This is a genomic window from Falsiroseomonas sp. HC035, assembly GCF_050563525.1.
Lineage (GTDB): Bacteria > Pseudomonadota > Alphaproteobacteria > Acetobacterales > Acetobacteraceae > Falsiroseomonas.
The window spans coordinates 316,534-340,667 of record NZ_JBNXUN010000004.1 but is presented as its reverse complement, the minus strand read 5'-3'; the positions used below and the strand labels follow the sequence as shown (position 1 = coordinate 340,667).

Annotated in this window: 22 protein-coding genes and 1 pseudogene; 17 read left to right on the top strand and 6 right to left on the bottom strand. The window is 69.3% G+C overall.

The window, feature by feature from the left end; genetic code table 11:
- Positions 1-23 precede the first annotated feature (23 nt).
- Both ACLF3G_RS11865 and ACLF3G_RS11860 read left to right on the top strand, forming a co-directional pair.
- Positions 24-1,898, top strand: a complete 1,875-nt coding sequence (locus tag ACLF3G_RS11865) for an ABC-F family ATP-binding cassette domain-containing protein (RefSeq protein WP_430669575.1) — start codon at positions 24-26, stop codon at positions 1,896-1,898.
- Positions 1,899-1,965: 67 nt separating this feature from the next.
- The gene (locus ACLF3G_RS11860; protein WP_430669574.1) at positions 1,966-2,931 is read left to right on the top strand and encodes a Bug family tripartite tricarboxylate transporter substrate binding protein; all 966 of its coding nucleotides are present in this window, start codon (positions 1,966-1,968) and stop codon (positions 2,929-2,931) included.
- 80 nt (positions 2,932-3,011) lie between these two features.
- Here ACLF3G_RS11860 and ACLF3G_RS11855 read toward each other — a convergent pair whose 3' ends face one another.
- From ACLF3G_RS11855 to ACLF3G_RS11840, 4 genes are all read right to left on the bottom strand, one after another.
- Positions 3,012-4,385, bottom strand: coding sequence for a hypothetical protein (locus ACLF3G_RS11855; protein ID WP_430669573.1), 1,374 nt, complete (start codon positions 4,383-4,385; stop codon positions 3,012-3,014).
- 109 nt (positions 4,386-4,494) lie between these two features.
- Positions 4,495-4,953: a DNA polymerase III subunit chi gene (locus ACLF3G_RS11850; RefSeq protein ID WP_430669572.1), complete on the bottom strand. Its 459-nt coding sequence runs from the start codon at positions 4,951-4,953 to the stop codon at positions 4,495-4,497.
- A 19-nt stretch (positions 4,954-4,972) separates the two neighbouring features.
- Positions 4,973-6,370, bottom strand: coding sequence for a leucyl aminopeptidase family protein (locus tag ACLF3G_RS11845; RefSeq protein WP_430669571.1), 1,398 nt, complete (start codon positions 6,368-6,370; stop codon positions 4,973-4,975).
- A gap of 255 nt (positions 6,371-6,625) precedes the next feature.
- Positions 6,626-8,116 carry a leucyl aminopeptidase gene (locus tag ACLF3G_RS11840; RefSeq protein WP_430669570.1) on the bottom strand — a complete coding sequence of 497 codons (1,491 nt, stop codon included), beginning with the start codon at positions 8,114-8,116 and terminating at the stop codon, positions 6,626-6,628.
- A 92-nt stretch (positions 8,117-8,208) separates the two neighbouring features.
- On the opposite strand from ACLF3G_RS11840, the gene ACLF3G_RS11835 reads away from it, so the two are divergent.
- The 3 genes from ACLF3G_RS11835 (at position 8,209) to ACLF3G_RS11825 (ending at position 10,655) form a co-directional block, all read left to right on the top strand.
- Complete coding sequence (locus tag ACLF3G_RS11835; protein ID WP_430669569.1) at positions 8,209-8,958, top strand: 3'(2'),5'-bisphosphate nucleotidase CysQ family protein; 750 nt, start codon at positions 8,209-8,211, stop codon at positions 8,956-8,958.
- A complete protein-coding gene (locus ACLF3G_RS11830) occupies positions 8,955-9,929 on the top strand; it encodes an L-threonylcarbamoyladenylate synthase (protein ID WP_430669568.1) in 975 nt (324 codons plus the stop codon). Before ACLF3G_RS11835 ends, ACLF3G_RS11830 begins: the two co-directional genes overlap by 4 nt.
- Before the next feature lie 96 nt (positions 9,930-10,025).
- Positions 10,026-10,655, top strand: a complete 630-nt coding sequence (locus ACLF3G_RS11825; protein WP_430669567.1) for a calcium-binding protein — start codon at positions 10,026-10,028, stop codon at positions 10,653-10,655.
- 53 nt (positions 10,656-10,708) lie between these two features.
- On the opposite strand, the gene ACLF3G_RS11820 is transcribed toward ACLF3G_RS11825, so the two are convergent.
- The gene (locus tag ACLF3G_RS11820; protein WP_430669566.1) at positions 10,709-11,758 is read right to left on the bottom strand and encodes an esterase; all 1,050 of its coding nucleotides are present in this window, start codon (positions 11,756-11,758) and stop codon (positions 10,709-10,711) included.
- A gap of 499 nt (positions 11,759-12,257) precedes the next feature.
- On the opposite strand from ACLF3G_RS11820, the gene ACLF3G_RS11815 reads away from it, so the two are divergent.
- The 5 genes and pseudogenes from ACLF3G_RS11815 (at position 12,258) to ACLF3G_RS11795 (ending at position 14,894) form a co-directional block, all read left to right on the top strand.
- Positions 12,258-12,515 carry a hypothetical protein gene (locus ACLF3G_RS11815; protein WP_430669565.1) on the top strand — a complete coding sequence of 86 codons (258 nt, stop codon included), beginning with the start codon at positions 12,258-12,260 and terminating at the stop codon, positions 12,513-12,515.
- A gap of 54 nt (positions 12,516-12,569) precedes the next feature.
- On the top strand, positions 12,570-13,394 hold the full coding sequence (locus ACLF3G_RS11810) for an IS5 family transposase (RefSeq protein WP_430669564.1): 825 nt from the start codon (positions 12,570-12,572) through the stop codon (positions 13,392-13,394).
- Entirely contained in the window at positions 13,387-13,887 is a 501-nt protein-coding gene (locus ACLF3G_RS11805) for a class I SAM-dependent methyltransferase (RefSeq protein ID WP_430669691.1), read from the top strand. Before ACLF3G_RS11810 ends, ACLF3G_RS11805 begins: the two co-directional genes overlap by 8 nt.
- A gap of 110 nt (positions 13,888-13,997) precedes the next feature.
- A pseudogene (locus tag ACLF3G_RS11800) lies at positions 13,998-14,492 on the top strand (transposase); the annotation flags it as partial.
- A gap of 90 nt (positions 14,493-14,582) precedes the next feature.
- Positions 14,583-14,894 (top strand): LysR substrate-binding domain-containing protein, encoded by a 312-nt coding sequence (locus ACLF3G_RS11795; RefSeq protein ID WP_430669690.1) that lies wholly within the window; start codon positions 14,583-14,585, stop codon positions 14,892-14,894.
- A gap of 147 nt (positions 14,895-15,041) precedes the next feature.
- On the opposite strand, the gene ACLF3G_RS11790 is transcribed toward ACLF3G_RS11795, so the two are convergent.
- Positions 15,042-16,022 carry a Bug family tripartite tricarboxylate transporter substrate binding protein gene (locus ACLF3G_RS11790; RefSeq protein WP_430669563.1) on the bottom strand — a complete coding sequence of 327 codons (981 nt, stop codon included), beginning with the start codon at positions 16,020-16,022 and terminating at the stop codon, positions 15,042-15,044.
- A gap of 145 nt (positions 16,023-16,167) precedes the next feature.
- On the opposite strand from ACLF3G_RS11790, the gene ACLF3G_RS11785 reads away from it, so the two are divergent.
- From ACLF3G_RS11785 to ACLF3G_RS11755, 7 genes are all read left to right on the top strand, one after another.
- Positions 16,168-16,692 (top strand): chromate transporter, encoded by a 525-nt coding sequence (locus ACLF3G_RS11785; protein WP_430669562.1) that lies wholly within the window; start codon positions 16,168-16,170, stop codon positions 16,690-16,692.
- Positions 16,671-17,234, top strand: coding sequence for a chromate transporter (locus ACLF3G_RS11780; protein WP_430669561.1), 564 nt, complete (start codon positions 16,671-16,673; stop codon positions 17,232-17,234). Before ACLF3G_RS11785 ends, ACLF3G_RS11780 begins: the two co-directional genes overlap by 22 nt.
- A 25-nt stretch (positions 17,235-17,259) precedes the next feature.
- The gene (locus ACLF3G_RS11775; RefSeq protein WP_430669689.1) at positions 17,260-18,675 is read left to right on the top strand and encodes an FAD-binding oxidoreductase; all 1,416 of its coding nucleotides are present in this window, start codon (positions 17,260-17,262) and stop codon (positions 18,673-18,675) included.
- 62 nt (positions 18,676-18,737) lie between these two features.
- Positions 18,738-19,367 (top strand): hypothetical protein, encoded by a 630-nt coding sequence (locus ACLF3G_RS11770; protein ID WP_430669560.1) that lies wholly within the window; start codon positions 18,738-18,740, stop codon positions 19,365-19,367.
- A 64-nt stretch (positions 19,368-19,431) separates the two neighbouring features.
- The gene (locus tag ACLF3G_RS11765; protein WP_430669559.1) at positions 19,432-20,607 is read left to right on the top strand and encodes an LptF/LptG family permease; all 1,176 of its coding nucleotides are present in this window, start codon (positions 19,432-19,434) and stop codon (positions 20,605-20,607) included.
- 3 nt (positions 20,608-20,610) lie between these two features.
- The gene (gene lptG / locus ACLF3G_RS11760) at positions 20,611-21,741 is read left to right on the top strand and encodes an LPS export ABC transporter permease LptG (protein ID WP_430669558.1); all 1,131 of its coding nucleotides are present in this window, start codon (positions 20,611-20,613) and stop codon (positions 21,739-21,741) included.
- Positions 21,741-24,068 carry an LPS-assembly protein LptD gene (locus tag ACLF3G_RS11755; RefSeq protein WP_430669557.1) on the top strand — a complete coding sequence of 776 codons (2,328 nt, stop codon included), beginning with the start codon at positions 21,741-21,743 and terminating at the stop codon, positions 24,066-24,068. The genes lptG and ACLF3G_RS11755 overlap by 1 nt, the downstream gene beginning before the upstream one ends.
- The last annotated feature ends 66 nt before the right edge of the window (positions 24,069-24,134 follow it).

The following is a 24,134-nucleotide window of genomic DNA, read 5'->3' as shown; positions in this document are numbered from 1 at the left end:
CGGCCCGGCTATGAAGCGGTCCCATGACCGTTCTTTCCATCCGAGACCTCACCATCCGCTTCGGCGGGCGCGAATTGATGAACGGGGCCGAGTTGACGCTCGACACCGGGCACAAGCTCGGCCTCGTCGGGCGCAACGGCGCCGGGAAATCCACGCTGCTCAAGGCCATCACCAAGGATCTGATCCCGGATGGCGGCGAGATCCGCCTGGCCGCGCGCGCGCGGATGGGCGTGGTCGCGCAGGAAGCACCGGGCGGACCCTCCAGCCTGCTGGAAGCGGTGCTGGAGGCGGATACGGAGCGGGCGGAGCTTCTGTCCGCGCTGGAACGCGACGACCAGGCGCATCGGGCGGCGGAAATTCACGAACGGCTGATGGCGATCCAGGCCGATGCGGCGCCGGCGCGCGCGGCGACGGTGCTGGCCGGGCTCGGCTTCGATGCGGAGGCGCAGGCGCGGCCGCTGGACAGTTTCTCCGGCGGCTGGCGGATGCGCGTGGCGCTGGCCCGCGCGCTGTTCCTGGAGCCGGACCTGCTGCTGCTGGACGAGCCGACCAACCACCTCGACCTGGAAGCGACGCTGTGGCTGGAAGGCTGGCTGAACCGCTTCGCGGGTGCGGCCATCATCGTCAGCCATGACCGCGGGCTGCTGGACCGGGCGGTGGACGGGATCGCGCATCTCGATCGCGGCAAGATCCTGTACTACCCCGGCAACTACGAGCGCTTCGTCCGCATCCGCACGGAACGCGCGGCGCAGGTGGAGGCGCAGCGCGGCAAGATCGCGGCGCAGCGGGCGCATATGCAGGCCTTCGTGGACCGCTTCCGGGCCAAGGCCTCGAAGGCCAAGCAGGCGCAGTCCCGCATCAAGGCGCTGGAGAAGCTGCCGGTGCTGGATGCGGTGATCGAGGACGCCAGCACCACCTTCGCCTTCCCGGAGCCGGAGGAACTGGCGCCGCCTGTCCTCGCGCTGGAGCATGTCGAGGTCGGCTACGGCGGGCCGCCGATCCTGCGCAACCTCGACCTGCGGATCGACCAGGAGGACCGGATCGCGCTGCTCGGTGCCAACGGCAACGGCAAGTCCACACTGGCCAAGCTGCTGGCGGGGCGGCTGGGGCCGTCGCGCGGCACGGTGAAGCGGGCGCCGCGGCTGCGCGTCGGCTTCTTCGCGCAGCACCAGTCGGAGGATCTGGACGCCTCCGGTACCCCGCTGAGCCACATGCAGGCGGCGCTGCCCAATGCCACCATCGCGCAATGCCGCAGCCAGTTGGCGCGCTTCGGGCTGACGGTGGAGCGCGCGGAGACGCGGATCGCGAATTGCTCGGGCGGCGAGAAGGCGCGTCTGCTGCTGGCGCTGTGCACGCGGGATGCGCCGCAACTGCTCATTCTCGACGAGCCGACCAACCACCTCGACATCGATGCGCGGGAGGCGCTGGTGCGGGCGCTGGCGGATTTCGGCGGCGCGGTGCTGCTGATCACCCACGACCCGCATCTGGTGGAGCTGATCGCGGACCGGCTGTGGCTGGTGGCGGATGGGCAGGTGAAGTCCTTCGACGGCGACATGGACGAATACCGCGCGCTGCTGGCCGACCGTGCGCGGGGGCCGGGGCGTGCCGCGGAGGCCGAGGGCGGCGGCAAGGGGTCGCTGGAGCGCAAGAAAAGCGCCTCCGCGCGGGCCGCGCTGGCGCCGATGCGGACGCGGCTGAAGGAGATCGAGAAGGCGATCGAGAAGCTGGCGCTGGAAGCCAAGCTGATCGAGAAGCGCCTGAACGATCCGGCGACTTATGCGAAGCGCAAGCCGGAGGACATCACCTGGGCGAACACGCGGCGCATCGTGATTTCCCGCCAGACGGCGGCGCTGGAGGAGGAGTGGCTGAAGCTGTCCGAGGAGCTGGACGCGGCCTGACACCGCGCTTGACGAGGCGGGGGGCGGTTGCGACACCGGGAGGAAATTCACCCCGGGAGACAATGCCATGATCCGTCGCCGCACGCTGGCCGCCCTGCCGCTCGCCGCCCTCGCCGCGCCGGCCCTGGCGCAAGCGCAGGCCACCGGGCCGATCCGGCTGATCGTGCCGGCACCGCCTGGCGGGCCGACGGATATCCTGGCGCGGGTCACCGGGGAACGCGCGGCGGCGACGCTCGGGCAGGCCGTGGTGGTGGACAACCGGGCGGGCGCGGGCGGGGTGATCGGGGCGGAAGCCACGACGCGGGCCGCGCCGGATGGGCTGACCATCATGGTCGGGCACAACCAGACCCATGCTTCCAACCAATCCATGATGGCGCGGCTGCCCTTCCATGTGGTCGATGGGTTTTCTCCTGTCGCCAAGCTGGGCACCGTCCACCACGCGACCGTTGTGCCGGCCTCCTCGCGCGCGAAGACCATCGCGGAGTTGCAGGCGATGGGGCGGAATGGCGGGCGGGTGACCTACGCTTCCTCCCAGGCCGGGTCGGCGAGCCATGTGATCTCGGAAACCTTCGTGCGGCGGTCCGGGATGGATGCGACGCATGTGCCGTACCGGGGCGCGGCGCCGGCGGCGACGGATACGGTGGCGGGGGTGGTGGATTTCTACACCTCCACCTTCCCGACCGTGGCGGCGCTGATCCGCGACGGCAGGCTGCGGGCGCTGCAGGTGGGCGCGCCGGCGCGGCTGGCGGATTTCCCGGATGTGCCGACGGCGGCGGAAGCGGAGGTGCCGTACATGGCGGTGGATGCTTGGTTCGGACTGTTCGCCCCGGCCGGGCTGCCGGCGGCGACGGCGGAGCGGCTTTCGCGGGCGTTCCTCGGCGCGCTGGAGGAGGCGGAGGTGAAGCGGCGGCTGGCGGCCGCGGGGTTCACGCTGGACCCGATGGGGCCAGAGGCGTTCGGGGCGTTTCAGCGGGCGGAGGTGGCGCGGTGGGCGGAGATGGTGGCGCTGACGGGGGTGAAGCTGGAGGATTGAGAGGGGGGCTACTAGGGTTACTGGAGGGTCGCGCTCGGCTCGAAGGCGACGCTTGAGCAGCTACCCATTTTTTGACCCGCCTATGGATTAGATGCCGGCATTATCGGTGGCGGCACCAACCCGTGTTGCTCCTTAGCAAGCTCAGTCATCTTCGGTGAGCAGCGCAGATAAAACAGCCAATAGGGATCAGAAATGTAGAATGTCTCGACCTCAGCCTCAGTGTCAAATTCGACAGTGCGGTCCGCTGCTGCAAACGTCGAGATCTGGCTGCAAGCCTCCGTAACACCTCGTCCTGCTGGCGCCTCTCCGATACAAACCGATTTCACGCGTTCCATAAGCACGCCGTAGGGAAACGTCGTTAAAGGGGGAGCCTGTTGAATTGCCAGCAGAATGCATCGATAGACGTCACCCCGCGATCCATCGATGAAATTGTACTTGTTTCGCTCCATTCCGCGCGCTTTCGGGCCTTGATGCATGGTAGTGAGCAGCGTCTTATAGTCCGCACTCGTAGAAGTAATAGCAAGAACCTCCTTAAGGTTTATTTCCTCCGTCGCGACATAGCGGGTTGCTGTATAGCCACAGGTGACTTTTAGGTGGATACAGATGTTCAGGCAAATGCGCTGCATTAACTGAGGAGATCCACACGCATTTTGTGCGAGAGCGCGGAGGATGCTTTCGTCAATCCAGACATTGAGGGCGCGGAACCCAAGCTGCCCAATCTGCAGAAGCTCCGAGTCCGCCCAGAATTCTGTATCAATGTTTTGCGTGCGCCCGCGCAGCTCCGAATTGCTGCGTACGACATCGTCTGATCTGTGGGGGACCGAAGCTGCGATCATCCGGATACCACGTTCAGCGGCAGTCTTGATCTGCCTGCCAACATCCACCTGCAACTCTCTTGGAATATAGTGAAAATCATCGACCAGCACGCAGTAGGAACTATTTGCGATTTCCCTCTGAACCTGAGTGATGCCTCCACGGATGTGCGTGACCGCAGAGGTTTTCTTGTCTGCATCGCTGCTCTGTGTGCCTGCGCTGAGGCTACCGCCAGCCACCGATGGAATTCCACCGCTTCCGGTGATTACTGAGCTTTTCCCACTGGTCGTGCTTTGTTCAGTCGAAATAGATTGCGTCGAGGGAGTGCCCATCCAATCCAGAACGCGATCCCAAAGACCATTGGTCGAAGCAATCTCTGAACCCGAAACAGTTATCAGGTTGTCAACGCCAACCATCCGCTCAATCAGGACACTTTTACCACTCTTGGATGGTCCTGAGATGGAGATTACTTCTTTGGGAGTCGCCAATGCTTGCTCAAGTCGATCCTCCAAAGACGGCGCCACAACGCGGTTAACATACGTGAAACGAGGATAGTCGTTCGGTGTAAAGACGCTTATTGGGGTGAGCTCGGTAGGATTCACTTCAAACAGCCTGCGCCAGGTGATTTGGAAACAAAGCATCTCTCGTGGTTCTTCGCAACGCACGAGGTCATAGAGGCGGGATGCCGCTGTCTAGGATCAATCTTTTCCCCGCTCATTAACCACGGCTCGCATCCTCCAGCCGCCTCCCTCACCCCTTCTTCTCCCACCCCCGCGCCCCCTGCTGCCAATACGCCAGCGCATGCCCCCCCGCCTTCGCCGCCTTCCAGCGCCCCCGCGCCGCGGCCACTGCCTCCGCATCGCCGCCGTCGAACAGATCCAGCACCCGGTCGAACGCCTCCAGCCGCGCGCTTTCCGTCCCTTCCAGCAGGAACAGGAAGCGCGCGCCGTTCGGGGCACCCTCCGGCCCGGCATCCTCCGTCGTCAGCCAGATGGGGTTGAGCGTGGGGTGGCCGGAACGGGGGGTGCCGTGCGGCAGCCAGTCCGGGTCGGGGCAGGTCCAGAGCGCGGCGTCCAGCAACTCCAGCCGCGCCGGTTCCGCCATGCGCACCATGGCGCGGCCGCCACCGGCAAGCACGCGGCCGAGCAGTTTCGGCAGGGCCTGTTCCAGCGGCGTGCGGGTCAGGTGGTAGAAGCCGTACTCGGCCATCACAGCTCCGCCTCGGGCATCACGGCTCCGCCTCGTACTGCGCCGCCACCAGGCGATCCAGCAGGCGGACGCCGAAGCCGGTGGGGCCGGCGGGGCCCAGCGCGTGCGGCTTGTCCTGCGTATCCACCCCGGCGATGTCGAGATGCGCCCACGGAACCCCCTCCCCCACGAAGTCGCGCAGGAAGGCGGCGGCGTGGCTGGCGTCGGGCTGGCGGCGGCTGCCGGCCGGCATGCATTGGCGGATGTCGGCGATGGCGGAGCGCAGATCCTCCCGGTGCCTTGTGCCGATGGGCATGGGCCAGAGGTTCTCGCCCACCTCCTCCCCGGCCGCGGCCAACCCCGCCATCAGCGCGGCGTCGGTGCCGAACAGGCCGGCCTTGTGGTGGCCGAGCGCGGTGACGATGGCGCCGGTCAGCGTCGCGGCGTCTATCACGGCGCGGGGGCGGTAGGCGGAGATCGCGTGGTGCAGTGCGTCGGCCAGCACCAGGCGGCCCTCCGCATCGGTGTCCACCACCTCCACCGTGCGGCCGGATGCGGTGCGCAGCACGTCGCCGGGGCGGTAGCTTTCCGCGCCGGTGGCGTTCTCCGCGATCGCCAGCACGGCCACGGCGGGGGCTGGGGAATGGCGCAGCGCGAGGGCCAGCATGGCGCCGGCGCAGGCGGCGGCGCCGGCCATGTCGGCGCGCATCGTCTCCATGCCTTGGGCGCCCTTGATGGAGATGCCGCCGGTGTCGAAGACCAACCCCTTGCCGACGAAGGCGACCGGCGGCAGGTCCAGCGTGCCGCGCCAGCGCAAAATCGCCAGCCGCGGCGGACTGGCGCTGCCGCCGCCGACGGCCAGCAGCGCGCCGAAGCCGGCGCGGGCCAGGCGCTTGCGGCCCCAGACATCGACATGGATGCCGAACTCGGCCAAGCCCTCCAGCCGCTTGGCGAAGTTGCGGGTGGTCAGGTGGTTGGCGGGCTCGGCCACCAGGTCGCGAGCGAAAAGGCAGGCGCGGATGGCCGGCGCCGCCTGGTCCCAGGCCTCGCGGCAGGCGGCGGGGTCGTCGACGGTGAAGGTGGCGCGCTCCAGCGCCGGCTTGATGTCGCGGGTGCGGTGGGGGGTGAAGCGCCAAGCGCGGAGCGCCATGCCGGCGGCGAAGGCGGCGATGTCCGACGGCGCGAGACCCTCCGCGGCGACGGCGCACTGCGGCGTCTCCGGCAGTTGCGCCGCTGCGGTGGCGCCAGCCTGCTCCCAATCCAGCCGTCGGCGCGGCGTGCCGAGGCCGACCAGGATTCGGCGCGGCTCCCCCGCCATGTCGCGCACCCGGCCGGCCGCGGCCACGAACCCATCCGCCCGCGGCGCCCCCTCCACCACCGGACACAGCACCGGCAGCGGCGCGTCCGGGGCGGCGCGGCGGAAGCGGGGCCTCAGCATGGGCGGGGCGCGCTGAGTGCTTTGCAGGGGGACGCTGTCCCCCTGCACTCCCTGCCAAAGGGACAGTGGTCCCTTTGGAAACCCATTAAGGGGCAGGAGGAGGGAGGGGCATGGTGGTCGCTTCGGTCACGCGGTCGCGCTGCGCCCCTCCCTCCTCCTGCCCCTAAGCTGAAGGGTTCGAAGGGGCCACTGCCCCTTCGCGGGGTGCGCGAGGGGCGGCGCCCCTCGCAAATCGCCAGCGCACCCTGCACAGGCTCAGCCCTCGTCCAGCTCCGCCACCAGGCGGTCCAGCATCCGGACGCCGTAGGCGGTGGCGCCCTTCGGGATGGTGGGGTGGTCCTTGCTGGTCCAGGCGGTGCCGGCGATGTCGAGGTGGGCCCAGGGCATGGGGCCGTTCTTGGTGTTGATGAAGCGCTGGATGAATTGCGCGGCGGTGACGGCGCCGGCGGGGCGGCCGCCGACGTTCTTCATGTCGGCGATGTCGGAGCGGATGGCCTTGTCATAGGCATCGGAGAGCGGCATGCGCCAGGCCAGTTCGCCGGTAAGCTGTCCGGCGGCGAGGATACGCTGGGCCAGGTCGTCGTCGTTGGAGAACAGGCCGGCGTGTTCATGGCCCAGCGCCACGATGATGGCGCCGGTGAGCGTCGCCAGGTCGATCATGAAGCGCGGCTCGAAGCGGTCCTGGCAGTACCAGAGCAGGTCGGCGAGGACGAGGCGGCCCTCGGCGTCGGTGTTGATGACCTCGACCGTCTGGCCGGAGAAGGTCTTCACCACGTCGCCGGGGCGCTGGGCGGTGCCGGAGGGCATGTTCTCGACCAGGCCGACGATGCCGATGACGTCCACCTTGGCGCGGCGGCCGGCGAGGGCCGCCATCAGACCGACGACGGTGCCGGCGCCGGCCATGTCCCACTTCATGTCCTCCATCCCGCCGGCCGGCTTGATGGAGATGCCGCCGGTGTCGAAGGTGACGCCCTTGCCGATGAAGGCCAGGGGTTTGGCGGACTTCTTCGACTTGCCCGCACCCTTCCACTGCATGACGACGACGCGGGGTTCCACCGCGCTGCCCATGGCGACGCCGAGCAGGGCGCCGAAGCCGAGGCGCTTGAGGTCCTTCATGCCGAGGATCTCGACCTCCACGCCGAGCTTCTCGAGGGCGCGGCAGCGGTCGGCGAACTCGACGGGGTGCAGGATGTTGGGCGGTTCGCTGACCAGTTCGCGGGTCAGGAAGACGCCATCGGCCACGGCGCGCATGGGGGCGAAGGCGTGCTTCGCGTCGCTGGTGTCAGCGGTGGCGAAGGCGAGGCGTTCGAGCTTAGGCTTGTCCTCCTCCTTCTCCTTTGTCCGGTATCGATCGAAGCGCCAGGCGCGCAGCAGGGCGCCCATCGCCATGGAGGCGGCGAGCGAGGGGGTCAGGGTGTCGGCAGCGACGGTGGCTTCGCGGTCCTGGGCGAGGAGCGGGATGAGGGCGCCGCCGGCGGCCTCGGCGGATTGCGCGTTGAGGTCCTCCGCCTTGCCGAGGCCGAGCGCGATGATCTTGGTGAAGCCGGCGCCGGGGGACCACAGGATGGCGGACTGGCCCTTGCGGCCCTTGAAGCCGGCGGCCTCCAGCGCGCGGGTGAGGGCGCCGGAGAGGGCGGCATCGGCCTCGGCGAACAGGCCCGTGGACGGGAAATCGGCTTCGGGAAGCGGGAGGACGAGGATGCCGGCGCGCGGCAGGGCGGGCTTCACGAAGGCGATGTCGGGCATGGGGCTTGGGGTCCGGCTTCTGCTTGCGCGGCAGCCTATCATCCGAAGTGGCGGCCTCGGCAACAGGGCCACGCGCGTCTAAAGGCTGTGGCATGGATATGGACGGGATGCTGGCGCTGGCGGTGCGCCTGGCCGGGGCGGCGGCGGCGGCGGTCACGGCGGTGCGGGCGGCGGGCTTCGTGGTGGAGCGCAAGCGCGACCATTCGCCGGTGACGGCTGCGGATACGATCGCGGAAGCGCTGATCGTGGAGGGGCTGCGCGAGTCCAGGCTGCCGGTGGTGGCGGAGGAAGCGCATGACGCGGCCGCCGTGGCTGTGCCCGGCGGGCCGTTCTGGCTGGTGGACCCGCTGGACGGCACGCGGGACTTCGCCGAGGGACATGACAGCTTCGCTGTGAATATCGGGCTGGTGCGGGATGGGCGGCCGGTGCTGGGGGCGGTGGCGCTGCCGGCGCATGGGCAGGTGTTCTCCGGCATCGTCGGGCGCGGGGCGTGGCGCCTGGATGCGGGTGGCTCGCAGGCGATCCGGGTGCGACCGGTGCCGCGGGCAGGCGCGGTGGCGGTGGTCAGCCGCCGGCACGACCGCGACCCGCGCATCGCCGCCTTCGCGCGTGAACACCATGCCAGCCTGTGGCCCTTGGGCTCAGCGGAGAAGCTGTGCCGGGTGGCGGAGGGTTCGGCGGATTTCTACCCGCGGCGCGGCCCGACGATGGAATGGGACACGGCGGCGCCGGAGGCGGTTCTGCTGGCGGCGGGGGGAAGGATGGCGGATTGGGACGGGGTGCCGCTGCGCTACGGCAAGCCGGGCTGGTGCAACCCGGGCTTCCTGGCGCGCGGCGCATGACGCGCTTGCTGGCGGATGTGGCGGAGGCGGCGGCGCTGCTGCGGGACGGCGCGCTGGTCGGCTTCCCGACCGAGACGGTGTACGGCCTCGGCGCCGATGCGCGGAATGGCGCGGCGGTGGCGGCGGTGTTCACGGCCAAGGGCCGCCCGCATTTCAACCCGCTGATTTGCCATTTCGCCAGCGCCGGGGCGGCGTTCGAGGAAGTTGTGGCGGATGCGCGGGCGGTGGCGCTGGCAGCGCGGTTCTGGCCGGGGCCGCTGACGCTGGTGCTGCCGCGGCGGGTGACCTGCCGGGTGGACCTGCTGGCCGGCGCGGGGCTGGACACGCTGGCGGTGCGGGTGCCGGCGCATCCGGTGGCGCTGGACTTGCTGCGGCAGGTGGACCGCCCGGTGGCGGCGCCTTCCGCCAACCGATCGGGCCAGGTCAGCCCGACGACGGCGGCGCATGTGATGGCGGGGCTCGGCGGACGCATCGCAGGCGTGCTTGATGGCGGGGATTGCGCCGTCGGCGTGGAGAGCACGGTGCTGGACCTGACCGGGTCGGGCGCGGTGCTTTTGCGGCCCGGCGGCGTGCCGGCGGCGGCGATCGAGGCGGTGATCGGCCGTGTCGGGCGCCCCCTGCCGCTGTCCGCCGCGGCGGCGACGCGCAGCCTGCGCAGCCCCGGGATGCTGCTGTCCCACTACGCGCCGGACCTGCCGCTGCGCCTGGAAGCGGAGGAGGTGGCGGCGGATGAGGCGCTGCTGGCCTTCGGGCCGGCGCCGCTGCCGGGCGCGGGGGCGCTATGGAACCTCTCGCCCGGCGGCGACCTGGCCGTGGCAGCGGCGCGGCTGTTCTCCGGCCTGCGCTGGCTGGATGCGGAGGGGCGGCGCCTGGGGTTGCGCGGCATCGCGGCGATGCCGGTGCCGGGGGATGGGCTGGGCGAGGCGATCAACGACCGGCTGGCACGGGCGGCGGCGCCGCGGGAGTCGTGATCCGTCCAAGGCAGCGCCTATGATTGCCAGAGGCGTAATCCGCTGCGCGTTGAAGGAAAATTTCTGTATTCGTTCCGTACCAGCAGGAGCGTGACGATGACCGGCAGCAAGATCGTGGCGCTCGACGAGGTCGACCTGGCCAAGGTCGCCGGCGGAGCCTTTCAGCAGGGCACGGCGGGCAGCGATACGCTGAATGGCGGCAGCTCCGCGGATGTGATCTTCGCGGGCGGCGGGAACGACATGGTCACCGCGGGTGCCGGCAACGACCAGGTCTATGGCGAAGGCGGCAGTGATTACATCAAAGCCGGCGCGGGCAACGACCTCGCCTATGGCGGCCTGGGAAACGACACGATCGATGGCGGCTCGGGCGCCGATCAGCTCATGGGCGAGGACGGCAACGACTTCCTGGATGGCGGCGCCGCCGATGGTGCGGCCGACCTGGTCTTCGGCGGCGCCGGCAACGACAGCTTCATCTGGGCGCCGGGCGACGGCAACGACCGCTTCGACGGCGGCACGGGGACGGATACGCTGAACGTGGTCGGCATGAGCCTGCAGGATCTGACGACGGCGCTGAACATCGAGTCCCCCGGTCTGGAGATGCGGGTCAACAACAACATCGTGACCTTCTTCGATGCGTCGGGCGCTCCGGCAAGCTTCGCCGGCACGGTCACTGTCGGCGGGGAGACGCTGAAGTTCTCCAATGTCGAGCAGATCCGGGTGGGGTGACCCTCCCCTCACCCAACCCTCTCCCCCTCGGGGGGAGAGGGCTTTGGAAGTGGCTATTGGTACAGGCCCTTCGTGGCCAGCCAGTCCTGGACCAGCTGCGCCACCTGGTCGCTGTTGCGGTCCATCATGATCATGTGGCTGTTGCCGCGAATGCCACGTTCCGGCAGGTCCACCACATCGACGCTGCCACCGGCGGCGCGCACCGCCTCGGCGAAACGCACGCCGTTGCCGCGGATGGTGGGCCAGCGGCTGTCCTGGGCGATGTAGTCGCCATAGACCATCAAGACCGGGATGTTGCGCAGCGCCGCGACCTTGGCGGCATCGCCGATGGCGGCCGGTTCGATCAGCACCAGGGCACGCACCTTGTCCGGGCGTTCCTGTGCCGCGCGCCAGCCGAACAGGCCGGCCTGGCTGTGCGCCACCACCACGCTCGGCCCGACGCGGTCGAGCAAGGCCAGGTAGGCCTCCAGCGTCAGCCCGTCCGTGGTGGTGAAGCGCGGCACGATCTGCCGCATGAAGTTCATGTAGCTCTCGCGGTCGGCCGGGAACTGGTTGCCGGGCAGGACCTCGTTGCGCTGGAAGCTGCCCTGGCCGGCGCCGATGCGGAAGCGCTCGAACGGGTTGTCCACCGTCAGCAGCACCGGCTGGCCGCCGGTCTGTTCCGGGATCATCGACCAGCCGGCGCGGCCGCGTTCCACCGCATCCGAGACATAGGTCGGCCAGCCGCGGCGGAGGAAGAAGTTCTGCCAGCCTTCGCGGCCATCGGGCGTGGTCTCCCAGGTCACGCCGCTCAAGCCGCCGCCATGCCACAGCAGCAACGGCGCCTGGCCCCGCGGAGCCGCCGGGATCATGTACTGGGCGTACATGCCGCCCATCAGGTAGGTGCCGTTCGGGTCGACCCGGGCGGGCACGCCGCCGGGGGTGAACAGCACCTCCCGCACCGGTTGGCCGGAGATCACCACCTCCCGCCCGCCGACATGGAAACTGCCCCAGCCTTGCAGCGAGACGGGCGGCGCGGTGTTGGTCGGCTGCTGCGCGCGCGCCGGCATGGCCGGGCCCGCGACCACGGCGGCGAGCGCCATGGCGAGGATGGTCTTGTGCATGGTGTTTCTCCCTCGACTCCCGGTCGAGCCGGGGCGCGGGAGTGGATCACGCGGCGCGTCGTTGCGCCATGCGCGGGCCAGGCATGGCTGCCACTTGATCAGGGCGGCGGAGCCAGGGCAACCCGGCACGCAGGTGGCCTCCACACCGCTCCGCATGGCCCACCAGGGCGTTCTGCCCGGCCCGCCCCGGCGCCTGCGGCGGGATAAAGCGGGCTGTGCTCAGCGGACCGCCGGTTTGACGAACGTTACCGAAGCGGCAATAAGGGGCTTTGCTGCGACTGGTGACGGGCCCGGTAGGGGCAGCGTAGGCTGCGTATCGGCGGGCATGGTGTCCGGAAACGGCAGGGTTCTGGGTTCACAGCCGAGCCCTATCGCCGATGAACGGTTTGCACCAAGCCCGCAAACCCTCATGAATTACGTGGGTTAGGTAGAGCAGGGGAGATGGCAGGTTTCCTGCGCTCGCGCTGCAATGGCAGGTTGCTTCATCAGGAGAAATTGCATGTTCCGGGTTCCGACCATGACAGAGTGGCATCACCTGACGAAGAAATTCCCCGAGTATCAGGATTATAAAAGATGCTTTCTTTTAAAGGACTTCGGCTACATGTTCTTGCGAGACTACCTTGACCAAAGAAATGGATTGAAGGTGTTGGAGTTCGGGCATCTATTCAATGAGGAATTACTTTCATCGTTTAAATTAGGCGAGCATGAACTCTGGGGCGTTGATGACGCCAAGCCTGACTTGTCTCAAGCTCCTTAGTGACCGTTTGAGAAAGGCTTGGAGCGACGCGGCCTGGGGTGATTCAAACTCGGGATGTGGACCCTAGAGACCCGAGGCCGGATGGCCGAGCTTGGCCGTAAGACGAAGCGCTACCCCTCCGACCTGACGGACGAGGAATGGGCGCGGATCGAGCCGCTGCTACCGAAACCCTCGCGGCGAGGCCGGAAGCCCAAGGTCGATCTGCGCGAGGTGCTGAACGCGATCCGCTACATGGCGCGCAGCGCGGGTGGCTGGCGGATGCTGCCAGTGCACTTTGGCCCATGGCAGACCGTGTACTGGTGGTTCCGGCGCTTCGTCCGCCGTCTGCTGTTCCGCACCATCCACGACGTGGCGCTGATGCTCGACCGCGAGGCGGCGGGCCGGGAGGCCAGCCCGACAGGCGGCGTGCTCGACAGCCAAACGGTGAAGGCGCCCTTCGCCGAGGAGCGCGGCTTCGACGGCGGGAAGAAGATCGTTGGCCGTAAGCGGCACGTCGCGGTGGACACCGATGGACGGCTGCTGATGGTGAACCTTACGCCCGCCGACGTGTCGGACAGCGCGGGAGCGCAGACGATCCTTGCCGCCATCCGCAAGCGCTGGCCTTGGCTGAAGCACCTGTTCGCCGATGCGGGCTACGACCGCACCAAGCTCATGGACAAGGCCGCGTTCCTCGACTTCGTCGTCGAGATCGTGCGCCGCTCCGACACGGCGAAGGGCTTTGAGGTCATTCCGCGACGCTGGGTCATCGAGCGCACCTTCGGCTGGATGATCCGCTGGCGACGCCTCGTCCGCGACTACGAGAAGCGCCTCGACGTGTCCGAGGCCATGATCCACGTCGCCATGGGCGCCCTGCTGCTCCGCCGCGTGGCCCATCGCTGATTATCAAACGGACTCTTACCTTCGCCATTCAACGACCTACGAGGGCTGGCAAAGGGATTATAGGAATTTTGTAGAACGCAACTCGCACGTTAGATTTAATCGCTGTCTTTTAGGGCGCGGCGACGAGGATATAGTTCCTTCCAATTACTTTGATGTTGTTTGTTCAGTATCTGTAATTGAAAACATTCACGAGAAGAACTGGGCAAACTTGTTCCAAGCTGCTTATCGCATCTTGAAACCGGGCGGCGCCTTCATCAACACAACCGACATCACGTTCTACGACGCCGGAAAAGCCGAACGCCTAGCCGCTGAGCAGCAGCGAGTCGGGCTTGGATTTGAAGGTGACCCGAAGTCTGTATTCAAGGACGCACACCCATCGCGGTCGCTGATTGAGCATCCTGCGGTGACAGCTTTCATCTATAATAAGTTCGACCAGAGCGGGCAGTTCTACGGGCACGAAACTACTATTCTGTCCGTGGCGACAAAAGGTTGACTGTCATTTGCTAACCCGCATCATGCACGAGTGGTGGCGGGCATGGTGAAAACCGTTGAACGGCAATAGGATTCGGGTGCGACCCTCGAAACCAAGCGCCCTCGGAGCCCATGCCCGCCACGGTTGAAACTACGCCCTCGCTGCCGGGCCTGTCACCGGTCGCGGGCAAGCCGATCATCGCCCGCTTCGACGGTGGGCTCCTCTCCTCGGACGGTGGCTTGCTGGCGCTGCGCGAGGTCGAGCATCGGCTCGGCCTGGCGGAGCGGCTGGCCGCCTGCATCGCGGACCCACGTGCCGCCGAGCGCGTGCAACACGGCCTGGCCGACATCATCCGCTTCCGGCTGTTGATGATCGCGGCCGGCTACGAGGACGGCAACGACGCCGACAGCCTGCGGCACGACCCGATGTTCAAGCTGGCGCTGGACCGCCTGCCGGAGGCGGCCGCGCTATGCTCGCAGCCAACCATCTCGCGGCTGGAGAACCGGCCGGACCGGCGGGCGCTGCTGCGCATGGGCCGGGCCATGGTTGAGTTCTACTGCGCCAGCTTCCGCCAGGTGCCGCGTTGCATCACGCTCGACATCGACGACACCTTCGACCTGGCGCACTACCCCTTGATCACAATCTCAGTGGGGGGGCAGGAAGAAGGCGCGGTGGACGGGTTCATCCTGGAGCGAGGATTGGCCCGGCAGTCGGAAATGTTCGACCGGCGAGCCCTGGAGGAAGCGCTCTCGACCATCGGCGCCGCACCCCGGTACCGCATGACCATGCCGCATTCGCTTGCGATCCCGAACCTCCTCGGGAATACGGACATGCTGTCGATCATCCCGGAGTCGCTCGCGCGTGACCTGGCCACCCGGGGCTCGTTCCTGATGCGCCCCACACCCTATGCGGCCAACGCCTCGACGTTCAGCGCAGTCTGGCACAGCCGAAGTGACCATGATCCTGCTCAGCAATGGTTGCGCGACAAAGTCGCCAGCGCGGCAGGGAAGGCACTTTCCGACAGTTGAAACACGCAGGTCCGGCGTCACGGGGTCGAAGGCTTCCGGGGATAGGCCGGTCCAGGGGTTTGGACGGCAGGCCCGATCCCTGCGCCGATAGGCTCCGCTTCGCAGGCCCCGGGGGCGCCATGCCCCCGGATGCGAAGGCGACCCGGCTCAGTCCACCGTGATGCCGGCCTGGCGCACCACCGTGGCCCAGCGCTCGCGTTCCCAGCGGATCAGTTCGGCGAAGCCGGGGCCGTCCAGCGTGGAGGGCTCGGCGCCCTCGTCACGCAGGCGGCGGATGACGTCGGGGTTGGACAGCGCCTCCCGCATCGCGGCGAAGATGCGGGCGCGGATCGGCTCCGGCGTGCCCTTCGGCGCCAGGATGCCGTACCAGGCGGTGGCCTTGTAGGTCGGGATGGTCTCCGCGACCGTCGGGATGTTGGGGAACAAGGCCATGCGGGTATCGCCGGTGACCGCCAGCGGCCGGACGGAGTTGCTGCTCATCAGGCCGACGACGGAAGGCAGCGTGGTCACCATGAAGTGCAGGTGGCCGGCGACCACGTCGGTCAGCGCCGGGGCGGCGCCGCGGAACGGCACGTGTTCCGCCCGCAGCCCGGCCATCTGCAGCATCAGCGCGGCGGCGAGGTGGCTGGCGGAGCCGTTGGAGGCGCTGGCGTAGTTCAGGTTGCCGTTGGCGGCGCGGATCTCCTCCAGCAGTTCCGGCAGGGTGTTCGCCTTGGAGGCCGGGCCGACCACGACGATCAGCGGCGCATCGGCGACCAGCCCGATCGGCTCCAGCGCCGTCTCCGGGTTCACCCGCATGTTGCGGAACAGGGAGACGTTGACGCTCATCGGGCCGTGGTTGCCCATCAGCAGCGTGTAGCCATCCGGCCGCGCGCTGGCGACGGCTTCGGTGGCGATGTTGCCGCCGGCGCCGGGGCGGTTCTCCACCACCAGGGTCTGGCCGAGCGACGGGGTCATGGCGCTGCCCAGGGTGCGGGCGATGAGGTCCGTGCCACCTCCGGGCGCGAAGGCCAGCAGCAGGCGGACCGGGCGTTGCGGCCAATTGCCCTGGGCGCTGGCGGCGGCGGGCAGGAGGGAGGCGAGGCCGGCGGAGGCTCCGGCTGCGAGCAGGGTGCGGCGGGTGATCATGGTGTCGTTTCCCGGGAGATTGGCGGTTCCACGCGCGTTTTCCTCCCGCACCGGACGGTTTGCAAATGGTGCGGGGCTTGATCCAGAACGCGGCGCGCGGTCCTTTGGCGGCATGTCAGAATCTCGGGCCCGCCCGCGGCCGACCGTGGCCCAGATCTTTCTCACCTACCTCAAGATCGGCCTCGTCGGCTTCGGCGGGGTCAATGCCTGGGCGCGCCGCGTGCTGGTGGAGGAACGCCGATGGGTGACGGAGCAGGAATATGCCGAGGTGCTGGGACTCGGCCAGGTGCTGCCGGGGCCAAACGCGCTGAACGTGGCGATCCAGCTCGGCGAGCGGTTTCGCGGCGGCTGGGGGGCGCTGGCGGCCAGCTTCGGGCTGTTCGGCGGGCCGCTGGCGCTACTGGTGGGGCTCGCGATGTTCCATGACACCTATGGCGAGGTGCCGCTGGTGAAGGCGGTGCTGGCGGGTACGGCGGCGGCGGCGGCGGGGATGATCCTGGGGACGGCGGCCAAGATCACCACCAAGCTGAAGCCGGCCCTGCCGATCCTGGCTGTCGGCATGGCGGCGCTGATCGGCGGGTCCCTGCTGCGGCTGCCGCTGCCCTTCATCGTGCTGGGGCTGGCGCCGTTCGGCATCCTGGCCGCCTGGTGGACGAGGAATCGCGCGTGAACGAGGATGGCGACGTTCTATGGCAGTTGGCCAGCGGCTTCGCGGCGATCTCCATGATCGCGGTGGGTGGCGGCATCGCCGTGGTGCCGGAGATGAACCGGCTGGTGGTGGACGTGCATGGCTGGATGAGCAACGAGCGCTTCGCGCAGCTGTTCGCCCTGGCCCAGGCGGCGCCAGGACCGAACGTGCTGGTGGTGGGGCTGATCGGCTGGCACGTTGCGGGCTTCACCGGGATGATGGTGGCGACGCTGGCGATGACCGGGCCGGCGGGGCTGTTCGCCTATGGCTTCTCCCGCATGCGGGCACGGCTGGCGGGCGCTGCCTGGCTGCGGATCATCGAGCGGGGGTTGGTGCCGATCGCGATCGGCCTCATCTTCTCCTCCGGCCTCATCCTGGCGCAGGCGGCGGCCCAGGGGGCCAAGGTCGCTTGGCTGGCGGTGGTGCTGTCGGTGGGGTCCACCCTGTTCGTCTGGCGCAGCGACTGGTCGCCGCTCTGGGTGCTTGGGGCGGGAGCGGTGCTTGGGGCCTTGTTTCTTCAGTGAAGTGCGGATGATGCCGGATCAGATGATGCCTCCCTCCGGGTTGATGGATGCGCTGGCGGCGCTGCTCGGGCCGCGCGGCCTGCTGACGGCGCCGGAGGATCTGGCGCCCTACCTGTCCGACTGGCGCGACCTGTACCGCGGCGCCACGCCCTGCGTGCTGCGGCCGGCGGATGTGGCGGAACTGGCGGCGGCGGTGAAGCTATGTGCCGCGGCCGGCGTGCCGATGGTGCCGCAGGGCGGCAATACCTCCATGGTCGGCGGCGCCACGCCGGATGAATCGGGACGGCAGGTGGTGGTCAGCCTGGCACGGCTGAACCGCATCCGCGCCATCGACCCGGTGGACATGACGATGACGGCGGAGGCCGGCGTGGTGCTGAAGGCGGCGCAGGATGCCGCCGCCGCCGCGGGCACCCTGTTCCCGCTGAGTCTCGGCGCCGAAGGCACGGCCACCATCGGCGGCGTGCTGTCCACCAATGCCGGCGGCAACACCACGGTGCGCTACGGCAACGCCCGCGAATTGATGCTGGGGCTGGAGGTGGTGCTGCCGGACGGGCAGGTCTGGGACGGGCTGCGGCGGCTGCGCAAGGACAACACAGGCTACGCGCTGCGCCACCTGTTCACCGGGGCGGAGGGCACGCTCGGCTTCATCACCGCCGCCGTGCTGCGGATGTTCCCCCGGCCGCGGGATACGGCACTCGCCTTCTGCGCGGTGGCGGACGAGGATGCGGCGCTGGCGCTGTTCCGGCGCTTCCGCGACCGCGACGAAAGTGCGGTGCGCGCCTTCGAATACATGTCCGGCACCGGCGTCGATTTCTGCATCCGGCACATCGAGGGCGTGACGCTGCCGGTTTCCGCGCGGGCCGATCACTACGTGCTGGTGGACCTCGCCTCCCCCCGCCCCGATGCCGGGCTGCGCGACATGGCGGAGACCCTGCTGGGCGAGGCGATGGAGGCGGGCGAGGTGCTGGACGCCGTGCTCGCCGAGAGCGAGGCGCAGGCTCAAAAACTGTGGAAGATCCGGGAGGAGCATCCGGAGGCGCAGAAGCGCGAGGGCGCCTCGGTGAAGTCCGATGTCTCCGTGCCCGTCTCCCGCGTGCCGGAGATGATCCGGCGATGCTCGGCGGCGCTGGTGGCGCTGATTCCGGGCAGCCGGCCGGTGCCGTTCGGGCATATCGGCGACGGCAACATCCATATGAATCTGGAACAGCCGGAGGGCATGGACCCTGCCGCCTTCCTCGCCCGTGGCCACGACATCATGGAGTGCGTGAACGAGGTGGTGCGGGAGATGGATGGCAGCTTCAGCGCCGAACACGGCGTCGGCCGGCTGAAGACGGACATGATGCCGGATTGGCGCGGCGGCGCGGAGCTCGACACGATGCGGCGCATCAAGGCGGCGCTGGACCCGGCCGGGCTGATGAATCCGGGCAAGGTGTTTCGTTAATTTTCCGGCTGGCTGTCGCGCTGGGTCTGGCGGTTACGGGCTGCACGCCGGCGGCGCCGCGCGTGGCGGACCCCGCGCTGACGGCCGCGACCGCCGTGGCGCAGGTGGCGTCGGGCGAATCGGCGCGCTGCCGGGCGACCGGGGCGGCGATCCATCTCGGCGGCGGGCGCTTCGTGACGGCGGCGCATGTGGTGGATGGCTCCGTGCAGCGGCTGCGCGGCGTGTGCCCGGCCGGCGCCGGGCCGCTGGCGATCTCGGTCGCGGGGTCGGTGGCGCCGGCGCTGCTGGTCCGCGCCGGGCAGGACCGGGTGGACCGGGGCATCGGCCAGCGCTACCTGGGCGGGGAGGATGTGGCGCTGCTGCGGCCGGCGCGAACGCTGCCCAGCCTGGGGGTGGCCGTGCCCTGCGCCGGGGCGCCGCGGCCGGACTCGCCGGCGTTGCTGGTGACGCCGCAGCGCAGCCTCCGCACCCGGCTGCTGCCGCTGGTCCGCGATGCCGATCCGCGCTTCGGCGGATACCTCGAGATCCCGGAGACGCTGAACCAGGGCGAGTCGGGCGGCGCGGTGTTCGAAGCGGCGTCTGGCTGCCTGGCGGGGCTGGTGAGCCACCGGGACGAGGATGGCGACAGGCCGCCGCGCACCCGGCTGGTGCCGGCCTCGGTCATCGTGCGCTTCCTGGGGACAGGGTCGTGACGCCGGCAGAAGCACGCGGCCGCCGCTTTGCAGGCGGGGCCTTCGGGCTGGTAGAAGGGGCCGGATGAACCGCATCGACCGCTACATCCTGCGCCAGCTGGTGGGAGGGCTGCTCGCCGTCACCTTCGGGTTGGCGGCGCTGGTCTGGCTGACCCAGTCGCTCCGCTTCATTGAGCTGGTGCTGGACCGCGGCCTGTCGCTGGCAGTCTTCGTGCAGCTCACCGGGCTGATGCTGCCGGGCTTCATCGCGGTGATCCTGCCGATCACGACCTTCGTGGTGGTGCTGTTCATCTATGTCCGGATGAATTCGGACCGGGAGCTGGTGGTGATGCGCGCCGCCGGGCTGTCCCAGTTGCGGCTCGGGCGGCCGGCGCTGCTGCTGGCCTTCGCCTCCGTCGCGCTCGGCTACGTGCTCAACCTGTGGCTGGTGCCGATGTCGCACACCGCCTTCCGCATCTGGCAGTATGAGATCCGCAACGAGATGGCGGCGATCCTGGTGCAGGAGGGCGTGTTTTCCTCGGTCGGTGGCGACCTGACGGTCTATGCCCGGCTGCGCGACCGCGACGGCACGCTGCGCGGGATCCTGGTGCATGATGCGCGGGAGGCCGGCGCGCCGGCGACGATCCTGGCGGAGGAAGGCCGCATCACCAACGGCCCCTTCGGCCCGCGCGTGACGCTGCTGAAGGGCGTGCGGCAGCAGATGGAACGGGTGCCGCCGCCGGCCGGATCGCCGCCCGGCACGGAGCCGACGATGCGGCTTTCGGTGCTCAGCTTCAACGAGAACAGCGTCGACCTGGCCCGCGCAACGCGGCAGGAGGAAGTGCGCTTCCGCGATTCGCGCGAACGCGGCGTGCAGGAATTGCTGCACCCGGACCCAGCGGAACAGTTGCGGCCACGGGAAATCGCCCGCTTCGTGGGGGAGGCGCACCAGCGCCTGGCGGCACCGTTGACCGCGCTGACCTATGCGCTGGTCGGCATGGCAGTGGCGTTGACCGGGCAGTTCCGGCGGCATGGCGGCGGGCTGCGGCTGGCGGTGGGGGTCGGGCTGGTGGTGGCGCTGCTGGCGGTCGGGCTGACCATCGGCAACCTGGCGACGCGGGACAACGCCTTCACCTGGCTGATCTGGGTGCACGCGACGGTGCCGGGGGCGCTGGCCTTCTGGTGGCTGGTCGGTGCGCCCGGGATGCCGCGCTTCCGGCGGCATGTGATGCCGCCCGGGCAGCCGATGGCGAGCGGCTGAGCCATGGTGCTGACTCCCACGCTGACCGGCTATGTCGCGCGCGGCTTCCTCGGCGCCACGCTGCTGGTGATGGCGGCGCTGATCGGGCTGGTGGCGCTGTTCGACTTCATCGAATTGCTACGCCGGGCGGCGACGCGGCCAGGGGTGGGGTTCGAGATCCCGCTGGAGATCGCGGCGATGCGGCTGCCCTTCGTGGCGCTGCAGATCCTGCCCTTCGCCATCCTGCTCGGCGGCATCATCGCCTTCTGGCGGCTGACGCGCAGTTCAGAGCTGATCGTGGCGCGGGCGGCTGGAATCTCCGCCTGGGGCTTCCTGACCGGGCCACTGGTGGTGGCGGTGCTGCTCGGCATGCTGGGCACCTTCGGCATCTCGCCGATCTCCTCCGCGCTGCTGGCGCGGGCGGAGCGGATGGACCAGAATTTTCTCCGCACTGGGGGCGGGTTGACGTCGCTGGCGGGTGGGCGGCTGTGGCTGCGGCAATCGGACCGGGCGCTGGATCCGCAGGGGGTGGCCATCATCTCGGGCCGGCCGGTGGCGATGACGGCGGTGCCCTCCGGCAGCGGGCCGCGCTTCGAGTTGCAGGAGGTCACCATATGGCGGCTTTCGGCCGATGACCGGCCGCTGGCGCGGATCGAGGCGCCCTCCGCCCGCCTGTCCGACGGCGCCTGGGTGATGGAGGCGGCGGTGAGCTTCGGGGCGGACCGGATGGCGGCACCCCCGGCGCGGATCGCGCTGCCGACCGAACTGACCCCCGACCGCATCCAGGACAGCTTCGCCTCCCCGGAAACGTTGGATTTCTGGGCCCTGCCCGGCTTCATCGCAGTGCTGGAGGCGGCGGGCTTCTCCGCCGTGCGGCACCGCATCCAGTTCCAGAGCCTGCTGGCCCTGCCGGCGCTGGCGCTGGGGATGGCGCTTCTGGCGGCGGGGTTCTCCATGCGGCAGACCCGGCGCGGCGGTGTCGCGCAAATGATCGGTGGCGGCGTCGCGGCCGGCTTCGCGCTGTTCGTGCTGGACAAGGTGAGCAACGAGATGGGCGAGGCGGGCTCCCTGCCCGTCCTGCTCGCGGCCTGGGCGCCGACACTGGCCGGGCTGCTGCTGGCGCTGGCCCTGCTGCTGCATCTGGAGGATGGCTGATGCCCCCCATCAACGGGCCGGCGGTGAACTTGCCGGCGATCGAGGGGCATCCCCGGCCGCGCAAGCTGCCGCCGGTGCTGCGGCCCGGCATTGAAGCCGTGGCGCCCCGGCTGCCCAAACCGCCGGCGGGCGGCCGTTCCCGCCCCGGGCTGGCGGCGGTGCTGGCGCTGGCGGCGCTGGCCCTGGTGCTGCATCCCACCCACCCTGGCGCGCAGCCGGGCCTCGGCGGGCTGGAGAACCGCGCCACGACCGAGGGTCCGGTGACCTTCACGGCGGAGGAGGTGGAGTATGACCAGACCACCAACACCGTCACCGCCCGCGGCCGGGTGGAAGCCTGGCAGGGCGACCGCGTGCTGCGCGCCGACGAATTCACCTACAACCGCACCACCGGGGTCGCCACCGCCACCGGCAACGTCGCGCTGATCGAGCCCGATGGGCAGACGCTGTTCGTCGACCGGGCGGAGCTGACGGATGGCATGCGCGATGCGGCGCTGGAGGGCCTGCGCGGCCTGCTGGCCGCCAATGCGCGGCTGGCCGCGGCCGGCGCCCGGCGCACCGGCGGCACCGTCACCGACCTGGCGCGCGTGGTCTATTCCTCCTGCGACCTGTGCCCGGAGGACCCGACGCGGCCGCCGCTGTGGCAGTTGCGCGCACGCATCGCGACGCTGGACGGGCCGGAACAGCGGGTGCGCTATCGCGATGCCTCGGTCGAGTTCGGTGGGGTGCCGCTACTGTACACGCCGTATTTCAGCCATGCCTCGCCGGATGCGCCACGCGCCTCCGGCTTCCTGTCGCCCACCGTCGGCACCAGCGAGTTCCTCGGCGTTTTCGCCGAGATCCCCTATTACTGGGCGATCGACGAAAGCTCCGACGCCACGATCAGCGTCACCGCCTCCTCCAGCCAGGTGCCTAATCTCGGCGGCGCCTACCGGCGCCGGTTCAACAGTGGCGAGATCGCGGTGGAGGGCTCGCTCGGGCGGCTCGACGATACGCAATCCGATGGCACGGGCGGCCACATCTTCGCCCGCGGCCGCTTCGCGCTGGATGAGAACTGGCGCGCCGGGTTCGCGCTGAACCGGGCCTCCTCGCTCGAGTACATGCGCGCCTGGCGCTACGGCTCGCCGCGCGTGCTGACCACCACGGCCTACCTGGAGGGCTTCTGGGGCGCGGAGGGTTATGCGCGGCTGGATTCGACGGTCTACCAAGGCTTCGATTCACAGGACGTCAACTCGCAGACGCCGCTGGTCCTGCCGCGTGGCTATGCCGACTACGTCTTCCCGAATGACGGGCTGGGCGGCCGCTTCACGGTGGATGCCTCCGCCTACAGCCTGTTCCGCACCGCGGGCACGGACACCAGGCGCCTCGGCAGCCGCGCCACCTACGAGCTGCCGCTCACCGGTGCGATGGGTGACATCTGGACCTTCCGGACCCATGCGGATGTGGTGGGCGGATGGGTCGATGGCCTGGCCCTGGCGCCGACCTTCGGCGATGCCGGCGGCGACGGGTTCTTCGGCCGCGGCCACATCCGCAGCGCGGTGGATTGGCGCATGCCGTTCATCCGCAGCGCGGGCGAATATGGCGCGCAGCTGATCGAGCCGCGGGTGCAGCTGGTGACCGGACCCTCCACCGGCTCGCAGGACCGCTATCCCAACGAGGACAGCCTGGATTTCGAATTCACCGACTCCAACCTGTTCAGCCTGAACCGCTTCGGCGGCCGCGATCGCTTCGAAGGCGGCACCCGCGCCGATGCGGCGCTGCGCGCTGCCTGGCTGTTCCCGAATGGCGGGCAGATCGAGGGCCTGGCCGGGCGATCCGTCCGGCTGGCGACGGACGAGACCTTTGCCGAGGGCACCGGGCTGGAAAATCGCTCTTCCGACTGGGTCGGCCGGGTGCGCCTGGCGCCGGTGCCGTGGTTCGAGCTGGTCGGCCGGGCGCGGCTGGACCGCGAGACCGGCGAGGGCCGGCTGTGGGATGGCACCGCCAACTTCTACGCGGGACGCTTCACCCTGACCGGCGGCTACCTGCAGACCGAGCCACAAGCCAACGTGACCACCCGCAAGCGCGAGGAAGTCTCGGCCGGCGCCAGCTTCCGGGTCGGCGACTACTGGCGCGTCGGGTTGTTCGGGCGCTACGACGTCGCGCTCGACCGGCCGGTGGCGGCGCAGGCCTCCCTGACCTATGAAGACGAGTGCCTGATTTTCGAGACGCGCTTCGTGCGGCAATGGGCGGAGGATCCGGCAACCCGGTCCGAATATGCCTCCGGCACGCTGCTGCTGTTCCGGGTCGGGCTGAAGACGGTGGGCGACTTCGGGCTGCGCGCCCTGTGAGGAACCTTCCGCGCCGTGACGTGAATCCGCATGTCCAGGTGATTTCGCCTGACCCGGGATTGATCT